The 12,058-nt window shown below is 63.0% G+C and carries 11 protein-coding genes; 3 read left to right on the top strand and 8 right to left on the bottom strand.

The annotated features are described in order from the left end of the window. Positions 1–27 precede the first annotated feature (27 nt). The 7 genes from AC0L2D_RS11640 to AC0L2D_RS11610 form a co-directional block, all read right to left on the bottom strand. Positions 28–1,119, bottom strand: coding sequence for a 3-deoxy-7-phosphoheptulonate synthase (locus tag AC0L2D_RS11640; RefSeq protein WP_473541088.1), 1,092 nt, complete (start codon positions 1,117–1,119; stop codon positions 28–30). 517 nt (positions 1,120–1,636) lie between these two features. Continuing rightward, the gene (locus AC0L2D_RS11635; protein ID WP_473541087.1) at positions 1,637–2,431 is read right to left on the bottom strand and encodes an SDR family oxidoreductase; all 795 of its coding nucleotides are present in this window, start codon (positions 2,429–2,431) and stop codon (positions 1,637–1,639) included. Between the two features lie 176 nt (positions 2,432–2,607). Next, the gene (gene iolG / locus AC0L2D_RS11630; RefSeq protein WP_473541086.1) at positions 2,608–3,600 is read right to left on the bottom strand and encodes an inositol 2-dehydrogenase; all 993 of its coding nucleotides are present in this window, start codon (positions 3,598–3,600) and stop codon (positions 2,608–2,610) included. Positions 3,601–3,712: 112 nt separating this feature from the next. Further along, positions 3,713–4,480: an ATP-binding cassette domain-containing protein gene (locus AC0L2D_RS11625; RefSeq protein WP_023810655.1), complete on the bottom strand. Its 768-nt coding sequence runs from the start codon at positions 4,478–4,480 to the stop codon at positions 3,713–3,715. Between the two features lie 2 nt (positions 4,481–4,482). Next, positions 4,483–5,559: an ABC transporter permease gene (locus tag AC0L2D_RS11620; RefSeq protein WP_013528362.1), complete on the bottom strand. Its 1,077-nt coding sequence runs from the start codon at positions 5,557–5,559 to the stop codon at positions 4,483–4,485. Positions 5,560–5,673: 114 nt separating this feature from the next. Then, positions 5,674–6,615 (bottom strand): sugar ABC transporter substrate-binding protein, encoded by a 942-nt coding sequence (locus AC0L2D_RS11615; RefSeq protein WP_024502009.1) that lies wholly within the window; start codon positions 6,613–6,615, stop codon positions 5,674–5,676. A gap of 300 nt (positions 6,616–6,915) precedes the next feature. Further along, entirely contained in the window at positions 6,916–7,947 is a 1,032-nt protein-coding gene (locus tag AC0L2D_RS11610) for a LacI family DNA-binding transcriptional regulator (RefSeq protein WP_027161043.1), read from the bottom strand. Positions 7,948–8,117: 170 nt separating this feature from the next. On the opposite strand from AC0L2D_RS11610, the gene AC0L2D_RS11605 reads away from it, so the two are divergent. From AC0L2D_RS11605 to AC0L2D_RS11595, 3 genes are all read left to right on the top strand, one after another. Further along, positions 8,118–9,209 (top strand): fatty acid desaturase family protein, encoded by a 1,092-nt coding sequence (locus AC0L2D_RS11605; protein WP_473541085.1) that lies wholly within the window; start codon positions 8,118–8,120, stop codon positions 9,207–9,209. 95 nt (positions 9,210–9,304) lie between these two features. Then, positions 9,305–9,619 carry a Rieske (2Fe-2S) protein gene (locus AC0L2D_RS11600; RefSeq protein ID WP_027161041.1) on the top strand — a complete coding sequence of 105 codons (315 nt, stop codon included), beginning with the start codon at positions 9,305–9,307 and terminating at the stop codon, positions 9,617–9,619. Continuing rightward, entirely contained in the window at positions 9,616–10,854 is a 1,239-nt protein-coding gene (locus tag AC0L2D_RS11595; RefSeq protein ID WP_473541083.1) for an NAD(P)/FAD-dependent oxidoreductase, read from the top strand. The genes AC0L2D_RS11600 and AC0L2D_RS11595 overlap by 4 nt, the downstream gene beginning before the upstream one ends. Positions 10,855–10,970: 116 nt before the next feature. Here AC0L2D_RS11595 and AC0L2D_RS11590 read toward each other — a convergent pair whose 3' ends face one another. Further along, on the bottom strand, positions 10,971–11,930 hold the full coding sequence (locus AC0L2D_RS11590) for a DUF1402 family protein (protein ID WP_473541082.1): 960 nt from the start codon (positions 11,928–11,930) through the stop codon (positions 10,971–10,973). Between the last annotated feature and the right edge of the window lie 128 nt (positions 11,931–12,058).

Genomic DNA, 12,058 nt, shown 5'->3' with positions numbered 1-12,058 from the left:
CACCGCCGCCCACTTCCCTATGCCCTGTCAGGCAGCTCCCTGCCGGTTCTCGATCATGGCGCGGCGTGCCGAGCGGCGCCACTCGACGGCGCCGGCAAGACCGTGCAGCACGGTCTCGGTGGTCGCCCAGTCGATGCAGCCATCGGTGATGCTCTGGCCATAGACCAGCGGCTTGCCCGGCACCACGTCCTGCCGGCCGGCGACGAGATTGCTCTCGATCATCAGGCCGATGATGCGCTCGTCGCCTGCCGCGACCTGGCCGGCGACATCTGCCGCCACCTTGGGCTGGTTCTCGGGCTTCTTGGCCGAGTTGGCGTGGTTGACATCGATCATCAGACGGGGCGCAACGCCGATGCGGGCGAGTTCCACAGCGGCGGCTTCGACGCTCGCCGTGTCATAGTTCGGCTGAACGCCGCCGCGCAGGATAACGTGGCAGTCCTCATTGCCCGCGGTCGTGGCGATGCCGCTGCGCCCGCCCTTGGTCACCGCCATGAAATGATGCGGCTGCGCGGCGGATTTCACCGCCTCGGCGGCTATGCGCAGATTGCCGTCGGTGCCGTTCTTGAAGCCGACCGGGCAGGAGAGGCCCGAGGCCAGTTCGCGGTGGATCTGGCTCTCGGTCGTGCGCGCGCCGATCGCGCCCCAGGCGACGAGGTCGGCAATGTATTGCGGGGTGGTCATGTCGAGGAATTCGGTCGCCGCCGGCAGGCCGAGATTGTTGACGGCCGACAGCACATTGCGTGCCATCCGCAGCCCCTTGTCGATGTTGAAGCTGCCGTCGAGGTCGGGATCGTTGATGAGGCCTTTCCAGCCGACCGTCGTGCGCGGCTTTTCGAAATAGACCCGCATCACGATCTCCAGCCGGTCCGACAGGCTCTCGCGCAGCGCCGCCAGACGGCTGGCGTAGTCGACGGCCGCGACCGGATCGTGGATCGAACACGGGCCGACGATGACGAGCAGCCGGTCGTCGGTCCCGTTCAAGATGGCATGGGTTGCGTTGCGCGATGCGCTGACGGTGCGCGTCGCCGTCAAAGTGCGCGGTATCTCCCGCATCACCTCGTCCGGTGTGCTCAGTTCTCGGATTTCCTTGACCCGGAGGTCGTCTGTGGTGGTCAACACGGCTTTCTGCTCCTGTCGAGAGCATGATGCCGAAAAGTGTGAAGCGGTTTTCGGACGACATCATGCTCCTCTTTGATTTAGAGGAAACCTGCCGGCTGAAAACAAAAAAGCCGCCAGGTATGGCGGCTGTTCGGATCTTGTTGCTGCAATCTTCAGATCGAGCGCAATCCTCCCGCCGCCAGCGAGCTCCTAAAGTACCAATATGTGGCGGTCAGGTTGATCATGAGGCTCATATAGTCGATGCGGAGGCACTTGTCACGTGCCCTGATGCGGAGACAATTCGGGATGGCCGAAGCACCCAAACTTCGTCATCCCTGGGCGGAGCAGGAGCAAAGCTCCGTCGCGGAGACCCTGGGATCCATTCCGTGACTTTGGCCGAATGGTGCAGCGGAGCAGAATTCCGCACCGCAGCAACGCTCAGAAGTCGCGGCATGGATCCTCGGGTCTGCGCTGCGTCGCTACGCTCCTTGCTCCGCCCGTGGATGACGAAGTGATGGGCGTTTGAGACTCGCCGGCGTTACTCCGGTGACGCCCCCGCAATGCTTTGATCGTAGTCGACCAGCGACCCGGTCATGACACCGGACTGCGGGCTGACCATGTAGCTGATCAGACGGGCAAGCTGGTCCGGCTTGACCAACTGGCCCATCGGCTGCGTCGCTTCGGCCTTCGCCAGCCAGTCGTCCGGCGCGTCGTGCCACTTCTTCTGCACGATGTCCTCACCTTCCGTGTCCATCCAGCCGGGCAGCACCGCATTGCAGCGGATGCGGTTGTAGCGATAGGCATTGGCCACGTTCTTGGTCAGCGTCATCAGCGCGCCCTTGCTGGTCGAATAGGGCGTCAGGAACGACTGGCCGGTATGCGCCGACATCGACAGCACGTTGACCATCGAGCCGGGTGCCTTCTTCTCAAGGAGATGCGCCACCACGCCCTGCATCAGGAAGAACGGGCCGCGCACATTGGTATCGAAAATCGTATCGAACAACTCTTCGGAGGTTTCGACCAGCGAACCGCGCGCCGATGTTGCAGCAGCATTGACCAGCGCGTTGATGGTGCCGAAATGCGAGATCGCGGTGGCGACCGCGCGCTTGCAGTCCGCCACTTTTGACACATCGGCGCTGATGAAAATGGCATCGACGCCGGCTTTCTTGAAATGGGCGACAGCCTTGTCGCCCTTCTCCTGCGAGCGGCCGATGAGCGCCAGTGCCCGGCAGCCTTCATCGGCCAAGGCTTCGGCGACGGCAAAGCCAATGCCTTGCGCGCCGCCGGTGACGATGGCGCGTGTCTGTGAATTGCGATCGGCTGATGCGCTCATCGCTCTGCTCCTGTGTTCAATACCAGATAACCCAAGGTGTGTTTCAGATTCGGGTCAGGCCGAGTCGAAAATGGTGGTTTCCGAGAACCGGAGCGGAGCGTACTTTTGGGTACGTGAGCACCGGAAGCGCAGGAAGCCACCATTTGCAGGCCGGCCTCAGCCGAATATCAACACACCTATTCGAGACGGACGGTCTTGCCGGTCGTCGCTGATTTCAGCGCTGCGTCGGCCAGTTTCAGCGCCACCAGTCCGTCCGCGCCGCTCGGCGCGGCCTTCTTGCCTAACGTCGCTGCGGCGATGAAAGCAGCGATCTCATTGGCATAGGCGTCGAGATAGCGGGTCATGAAGAAGTCGTGCAGCGGCGGGCGGGTATAGCCCTTCTCGTTGGCCAGCTCGATCGACACCGGGCGCTGGTTCTCGGCCGCGACCATGCCTTTCGAGCCGTGCACCTCGATGCGCTGGTCGTAGCCATAGGTGGCGCGGCGCGAGTTGGAGATGACGGCCTGCTTGCCGGAAGCGGTTTCGAGGATGACACTGACGCTATCGAAATCGCCGGCATCACCAATCTTCTTGTCGACCAGCACCGAGGCATGGGCGCTGACCGCCACGACCTCTTCGCCGAGCAGGAAGCGCGCCATGTCGAAATCATGGATGGTCATGTCGCGAAAAATGCCGCCCGAACGCTTGATGTAGTCGATCGGCGGCGCGCCGGGATCGCGCGAGGTGATGGTGACCATCTCGACGGTGCCGATGGCGCCGTCGTCGATCGCCTTGCGCACGGCGGCGAAGTGCGGATCGAAGCGCCTGTTGAAGCCGACCATCAGCGTCGCCTTGGTCTTCTCGACCACGGCCAGGCATTTCTCGACGCGCTTGACGTCGAGGTCGATCGGCTTCTCGCAGAAGATCGCCTTGCCGGCCTTGGCGAAGCGCTCGATCAGATCGGCATGGGTGTCGGTCGGCGTGCAGATGATGACGGCGTCGATATCTCCGGCTTTCTCGATGTCCTCGATGCTGCGCACCTCCGCGCCATAGGCGCTGGCCAGTTCGGTGGCCGCCTTCTCGAACGCATCGGCAACCGCAACCAGTTTGGCCTGCGGATTGGAGCCGACGGCACGGGCGTGGACCTTGCCGATGCGGCCGGCACCGAGGAGAGCGAAGCGAACGGTCATGGGTATTTCCTCTGGGGGAATGGGTTGGAGAGAGTTGTCCGCACCTTGCTTTTGGGGAAAGGTGGCAAGGCTATTTTTCGAGCGCGCCAGAAAACAGGATGACCATCCTGTTTTAGGCCGCGAGTTCCGCCTCCCCGGTCTTGGCGCCGGTGATGTAGGAGACGATATCGTTTCCGTCGGTGTTCTCCTTGCGCAGATTGGCGACGATGCGGCCGCGCCGGAACACGACGATACGGTCGCAGAGATCGAACACCTGGCGCATATTGTGGCTGATCAGGATCAGCGGCTCGCCATTGTCCTTCAGCGTACGCACGATGTTTTCGACCTGGGCGGTCTCCTGCACGCCAAGGGCGGCGGTAGGCTCGTCCATGATGATCAGCTTGGAGGCGAAGGTCGCGGTCCGGGCGATCGCCACGCACTGGCGCTGACCGCCTGACATGTGGCGGATGGTGTTGGACAGATTGGGGATCTTCACCGCCGTGCGGACCAATGCCGCCTCGGTTGCCTTGCGCATGTATTTGCGGTCGAGGATCGAGAACGGGCCGAGGTTGAACAAAACCTTCTCGCGGCCGAGGAACAGGTTCGACGGCACGTCGAGATCGTCGGCCAGCGCCAGATTCTGGAACACGGTCTCGATGCCCGCCGTGCGGGCCTCGATCGGCCCGGCAAAGTTCACTTCCTTGCCGTCGAACCAGATCTGGCCGCTGGTGCGCTGCTCGACGCCGGTGATCTGGCGCACGAAGGTCGATTTGCCGGCGCCGTTGTCGCCCATGATGGCGACATGCTCGCCCTTGCGCAGCTCGAAGTTCGCGCCTTCCAGCGCATGCACGCCGCCATAGCGCTTGGTCAGGTTTTCGGTCTTCAGGACGATGTCTGACATGGTCATGCCCTCATTGCCCGCAGGCGTTGGCGCCACTGGTCGAGAACCACCGCACCGACGATGATCACGCCCTTGACCATCTCCTGGTAGTAGGCGTCGAGGCGCAGGAAGGTGAAGCCGGAGATGATGACGCCGAAGATCAGCGAGCCGATCACCGTGCCGATGATCGAGCCGCGGCCGCCCGACAGCGAGACCCCGCCGATGACCGCCATGGCGATGGCGTCGAGTTCGTACATCACGCCCATGCCGGACTGCGCGGTCAGGTTCTTGGAGCTCAGCACCACGGCGGCGAGCGCGGCGAGAATGCCGGCGATGACGTAGACCAGGATCTTGTGATTGGCGATCTTGATGCCGGACATGCGCGCGGCGTCCTCGTTGGAGCCGATCGCGTAACAGTGCTTGCCGTACCTCGTATAGGTCATGATCAGCTGGAACAGGATGGCCAGCGACAGGAAGATGACGACCGGCATCAGGCCTTTGCCGATGCTGGCGAAACTCTCGGTGGGAAACGAGATCGGCTGGCCCTTGGACCACCATTTGGCGATGCCGCGCGCGGTCACCATCATGCCGAGCGTGGCGATGAACGGCGGAATGCGCGTGTAGGCGATCAGCGCGCCATTGACCAGGCCGGCGAAGAGGCCGCAGGCGATCGCCACCAGCAGCGGCACGATGACAGGCAGGTCGGTCCAGCCTTGCGCCAGGAACATCGCCTTGGGATTGGGGTTGCCGTTGACCGTCGCCACCTGGGCGAAGCTCATGGCGATCATGGCGGTCGCGCCGACGATCGAGCCCGAGGACAGGTCGATGCCGCCGGTGATGATGACCTGTGTCACGCCGATGGCGATGATGCCGACGATCGACACCTGCAGGATGATGATCTGCAGGCGCGCTTCGTTGAAGATGCCGCCGACATCGCTGCGTGTGTTGAACAGGAAGCTGTCGCCGAGAAAGATGCGGCCGATCAGTTCGAAGATGACGACGAGAATGACCAGTGCCAGAAAAACATTGAACTCGGCCGGCCATGTGCGCTTCTTCGCATCATAACCGACGCCGCCGACGCCATGAGATGTCTGTGCCACGTATTCTGTCCTCCATCAGCCGCGGTCGCCCTCGCGCCGTGCCGGCGCTGAGGGAGAGAGGGGAGCGGCGCTGTCTTGATCGAGAGCGCCGCTCCGTATCGAACCGCTGGCGGCTCAGTTCTTCTTCAGGAACTTGTCGATGTTGGCTGGCGTCACCAGCTGGAAGGGCACGTAGACCTTGTGCTCGACCTTCTCGCCCTTGGAGAGCTTGAGCGCCGCATCGAGAGCGCCGGCGCCCTGGCCGGCCGCGTCCTGGAACACGGTTACGTCGAGGTCGCCCGCCTGCATGGCCGCCAGCGCGTCCTGGGTGGCATCGACGCCGCCGACGACAACCGCCTTCATGTCGATGTTGCCGGCCTTCATCGCCTGGATGGCGCCGATGGCGCTTTCGTCATTGTTGGCGATGACGCCATCGAACGGCTTGCCGGTCGAAAGCCAGTTGGTCATCAGGTTCTGCGCCTCGTCGCGGTTCCAGTTCGACGTCTGCTTGTCGATGATCTTGATGAAGCTGCAATCCGGCGTCGCGATCACGTCGTCGATGTCCTTGGTGCGCTGCACGGCGGCCTGGTTGGAAAGCTCGCCCATGATCACATAGACATTGGCTTCCTTCTTGCCGGCTTCCTTGAACAGGCGGCAGACTTCCTTGGTCTCGAGCGTGCCGGAATCGGCTTCGTTCGAGGCGACGAAGGCCTGATTGTCGGGCAGCGTGTCGACATTGACCGGCTCGCGGTTGACATAGACCAGCGGGATCTTGGCTGCGGCGGCGGCATCCGACATCGCCTGCGTGGCCGAAGTGTCGACCGGGTTGACGATGATGGCGTCGACGCCCGAAGCGGCGAAGTTCTTGATCTGGTCAAGCTGCTTGGCAACGTCGTTCTGCGCGTCCTCGACCTGCAGCTCGACGCCGCTCATGCCCTTGGCCTGCTCGATCATGCCGTTGCGCAGCACGGTCAGGAAGTTGTCGTCGAATTTGGCCATCGACACGCCAACCTTGGCGGCCAGGGCGGATGAACTCATCAGCGCCGCGAAGGCGACGCCTAAAATCAATTTCTTCATTGTGTTTCTCCTCCACATATTGGTGTCCGGTTTCACCGATTTATCCGGAATCCCCGATCTCCCCGGGGAATCTCTCCCTGATGTCGTTTCTATTCCGGGTGACGCTTGCCGTTGGCTGGAACGTCAAACCCTCTGTTTGAAACAGATATTCCGGAACGAAAGAACCAAAATATACAGATGATGAAATATTTATTCCATTTCACATCGGGGCGTCAAGGGCGATTCCGCGGCCTGCGGGCCGATTTACGCATCGCTCTGATGGATTCTATCATTTGCCTCGGCGCCTTGCGCGGCGGCTGGCTAGATGTTTTCCGGCAGATAGATGTCGAAGGGCAGAAAGGTCTGGCCCGGAGCGTTGGCGGCACCGGTTTCGATGGCATGCGCCATCAGGTCGACGAGCTCACGGCATAAAGCAGCGAGCGGGGTCGAGATCACCATGGTGAGGATGTTGTCGGCGAGCGCCGCGCGCGACTCGGCGTTGATCTCGTTGCAGACGACCACCGGCATGGTCGCGGGCTTCGCTGCCCGCAGCGCCGAGACCGCGCCTTCCATGCCACCGCCGGCGACGTAGCAGCCGGCAAGATCCGGATAGCGCGCCAGAAGATCGATCATCGCGTCATGGGTCACCTGGTTGGCTTCCAGATTGACCAGCGTTTCAAGCACGCTGAACTCCGGCGCATGCTCGCGGAAGAAGGAGCGAAAGCCGATCTCGCGCAGCTCATGGCCGTGGAAGCGGTGGCTGCCGACGAAGAGGGCGACCTTGCCGGGCCGCTTGGCTGCCTTGGAGATCATCCATGCGGCGGTGCGCCCGACCTTGCGGTTGTCGAGGCCGATATAGCCCTCCCGGATGCCGGCGGCAAAGTCGGACAGCACCGAAAAGACCGGCTGTCCTCTCGCCTTCAAGGTTTCCACGACCGCTGTCAGGGTCGGATGGTCCGGACCGACAACGGCGATGGCCCTCGATTTCGCCGCCAGCCTGCGCATCTGGGAGGCGATCTCGTCGGGAGCCAGGGAGCTGGCGAAATCGATGCTCGCAACGCCGCGGAAGCGCTGCGATTGCGAGATGGCCAGTTCGAGTTCCCGCGCGAAGTCACCGTAGAAGGCATCGTTGCCCCGCAGCAGCAGGAAGCCCAGGCGGTACTCCGGCAACTCCTGGCGCATGCGCTGCTTGATAAGGCCGGCGGCGTGGTAGCCGATGTCGGTAGCGGTCTCGTAGACGCGGCGCGCTGTCTCTTCGCGCACCGGCAGCCGGTTGTTCAGCACGCGGTCGACGGTGGCGACACTGACGCCCGAGATGCGCGCCAGATCGGATATTGTCGGCCGCTTCACCATGCTTGCCTCGTCGGGTTTGCTCGAGCCCTTCGTACATCATCCTGATGGGAAATGATAGAAACTATCTTTATGATGTTGAGTCTATCATCAGTCGGCGTTACTTTGACGCCCGAAGCCAAGGGATTTCATGGCATTCGCTCTGGCGGATGCCTTTGCCGAGGGAGGCAATCATGTCCACTGCGCCGTCCCGGCGTGACTACAGCCTGATCGGCCGCGACGCCAAGCTCGCCGTCGAGACCGGCCTGTCGGCGGCCGAGTGGTATCACACCGAGGTACCGCGCAAGCAGATGAAAGAGCTGATGCAGCGCTCCGACGGGCCGGCGATCCGCGATACGGCGATCTGGTTCGCCGCGCTGATCGTCAGCGGGGCCGGCGGCGCCTGGTTCTGGGGCACATGGTGGTGCGTGCCGTTCTTCTTCGTCTATGGCGTCCTCTACGGCTCCTCGACGGATTCACGCTGGCACGAATGCGGTCACGGCACCGCCTTCCGCACGCAATGGATGAACGATGCGGTCTATCAGATCGCCTGCTTCATGATCATGCGCAATCCGGTGACCTGGCGCTGGAGCCACACGCGCCACCACACCGACACCATCATCGTCGGCCGCGACCCGGAAATCTCGGTGATGCGGCCGCCGGATCTGGTTCGCGCCATGCTGGGCTTCGTCGGCGTGCTCGACGCCTGGCATGCGATGAGCGATATGCTGCGCAACGCCGCCGGCACCGTCAGCGCCGCCGAAAAGACCTTCATTCCAGAACAGGAACAGCCCAAGGCGATCCGCGTCGCCCGCATCTGGACGGCGATCTATGCCGCCACCGTCGGGCTGGCGCTCTACACCGGTTCGTTCCTGCCGCTGATGCTGGTCGGCCTGCCCAGGCTCTACGGCGCCTGGCACCATGTCATGGTCGGGCTGCTGCAGCATGGTGGCCTCGCCGACAACGTCACCGACCACAGGCTGAACAGCCGCACCGTCTACATGAACCCGATCAGCCGCTTCATCTACTGGAACATGAACTACCATGTCGAGCATCACATGTTTCCGATGGTGCCCTATCATGCGCTGCCGAGGCTGCACGAACTGATCAAGCACGATCTGCCGGAACCGACACCGTCGATCCTGGCCGGCTACCGCGAGATGATCCCGGTCTTCCTGCGCCAGCTGCGCAACGAGGACTATTTCCTCAAGCGCGAGCTGCCGCCGACCGCACGGCCATATCGCGAAGAATTCCACAACGACACTGTCGCCGCCGCGGCGGAATGATCGTGCTTCCATCCGATCTAGACTGTTTATTTAACGCAATTCCGGACGGAAAACCCCTGCACTTTTCCTGGATTTGCTTTTTTGGGAGGACTTGAATGAGCGACTGGGTCGAGGCCTGCGCCACCGGCGACATAGACGAGGAGGATGTGATGCGCTTCGACCATGGCGGCCGCACCTTCGCCATCTATCGCAGCCCCGACGACGAGTTCTTTGCCACCGACGGCCTCTGCACGCATGAAAAGGTGCACCTGGCCGACGGGCTGGTGATGGATGACATCATCGAATGCCCCAAGCACAATGGCCGCTTCAACTACAAGACGGGTGACGCCCGCGGTGCGCCGGTCTGCGTCAATCTCAAGACCTATCCGGTCAAGGTCGACGCCGGCAAGGTCCTGATCCAGATCGGATGACCGGTATGGCGCGGGGAATGCTCATCATCGGCGCCGGCGAATGCGGCGGGCGGGCGGCATTGGCGCTGCGCGACCTCGATTATCAGGGGCCGGTGACGCTGGTCGGCGACGAGCCGCATCTGCCCTATGAGCGCCCGCCTCTGTCCAAGGAGGCGATGGCCAGCGATGCGCCCGGGATCAAGGCGATCGCCAGCGACGCAATTCTGGCCGAGAAATCGATCCGGCATGTCCATTCCGTCCAGGCCGTCGCGATCGATCGCGCGGCGCATACTGTGCGCCTGTCGGACGGATCGGTCCTGCCTTACGACAAGCTCCTGCTGGCAACCGGTTCGACGCCGCGCAAGCTGCCGATGCCGGGCCTGGGCCCGCGCTGCGTCTATCTCAGAACCTTCGCTGATGCGCTCGCCATTCGCGCGCATCTCACCCCCGGCAACCGTATCGCCGTCATCGGCGGCGGCTTTATCGGCCTCGAATTCGCCGCCGCGGCCCGCAAGCTCGGTGCCGCGGTCACCGTCATCGAGGCGCAGCCTCGAATCCTGATGCGCGGCGTGCCGGCGGAGATCGCGGAAATCATCCATGAGGCGCATGTCGCCGAGGGCGTCGACGTCCTGTGCGGCGACGGCATCGCGTCCATCGCCGACGATGGCAACGAGGTGCGCGTCACCCTTGCCGGCGGACGGGAGATATCAGCCGACCTCGCGATCATCGGCATCGGCGCCGTGCCGGTGACCGGGCTTGCGGCCGAAGCGGGGCTGACGATCGACAATGGCATTGCAGTCGATGCCGAGCTGCGCAGCAGCGATCCCGACATCTTTGCCGCCGGCGATTGCTGCTCGTTTCCGCTCGCCGTCTATGGCGGCCGCCGGGTGCGGCTGGAAGCCTGGCGCAACGCCCAGGAGCAGGGCGCGCTGGCGGCCAGGAACATGCTCGGCGCCGGCGAGGCGCATGCGGCGGTGCCGTGGTTCTGGTCGGATCAGTATGGTTTGTCCCTGCAGATCGCCGGGCTCCCCGACGAGGGCAAAAACACCGTGCGCCGCGATCTCGGCAACGGCGCCTTCATCCTCTTCCATCTGGCTGAAGACGGCAGGCTGGTCGCGGCGAGCGGCATCGGCCCCGGCAACGCGGTCGCCCGCGACATCAGGCTGGCCGAAATGCTGATCGCCAAGCGGGCCAAGCCGGCGCCGGAAGCGCTGGGATCACAGGATGTGAAGCTGAAGTCGTTGTTGGCCGCCTGAGCCTACGCTCCCCCTTTTGGGGGCCGCTGCGCAGCTGCGGGATGGGAGTGCGGCACCGCCCCTAACCTTCGGTCCGACCTACTACAAGGCGGAGGTAAAGGCTCTGAACCTCAGCCCTAAAACAGCGCCTTCAGCTCCGGCAGTTTGTCGTTCACCAGCCAACCATAATAATTCTCTTCCGGCAGCTTTTCGGGCTCACCGGCGGCGCGGCGCCTGTCGTTCTCCGCCTTCAACTCATAAGCGCGCTGCTCCGGATTGCCGACATTGTAGAGCGTGGCGGTCAGCCCGGGATTGCCCGAAATGTCGAAGCCGGCAATGCTTTTATAGGCATCGATCGATTTCCTGATCGTCGCGGCGACGTAGGGCAGCGTCAGGTCGGGATCCATGATGGTCTTGTAGACCGAATTGGGATCGCCGACGTCGAGCTTGGGCAGGCCCGAAACCTTGTGCACCAGATCGCTCATCTGCAGGGCGGTCAGCGGATTGAGCTGGCCGAGGCCGAAGGTCTGGCCGGCATAATAAGGCTGGAAGAAGGTGGCGCCGAAGCGGTCGTCGGGAAAGCTGGTCCCGCCGACCGACTTGCCGCGAAACGAACGGTTCCACACCTGTTCGCGGCATTCCCACAGATCGTAGCTGTCGGACATCCCCGCGCATTTCTTGAATTCCGGCCGCTGGACGAAGTCGGTGATGTCCTCGCCGTCATAGGCGAAGGACAGCTTGCTGGAGAGATAGGAGATCGCCTTGACATAGTAGGTCTGCAGCCGGTCATAAGCATCGACATTGTAGGTGTGCTCGCCGACGATGGCGCCGACGATGTGCAGGGGATCGATGCCGTAGGCGGCCGCCGCCTTCCTGATCTTGCCGCGCAATTCGGCGTCGTTCTGCAGCAGGGCATAGACCTTGCGGTACTTCGCCTGGAAGCTGGTGTTGGTCGCCTGCGTGCGCCGGCTGGAGGCGCCGGGAATGTCGGGCTGCACGGCATTGCGATTTCCCGGCGGCACCAATGTCGCTGCCTCGGCGGCGAACAGCGTCGCCGCCAGCGTCAAGCCGAGAATGACCAGGATCAGTTTTTTCATGCACCCGCCGCCCAAGCAATTCCAGGAAAAGTGTGAAACGGTTTTCCGGAATTGCGTCAACCAAGAGATCGAGAATTGCCGCGCAAACTAGGTAAAGCTCTTGGTCGAGTCGAGAGCGCCCGTTCACC

It is taken from the genome of Mesorhizobium sp. WSM4833, from assembly GCF_055811095.1.
The sequence above is the reverse complement of the archived record's forward strand: the minus strand, read 5'-3'. Positions and strand labels throughout refer to the sequence as shown.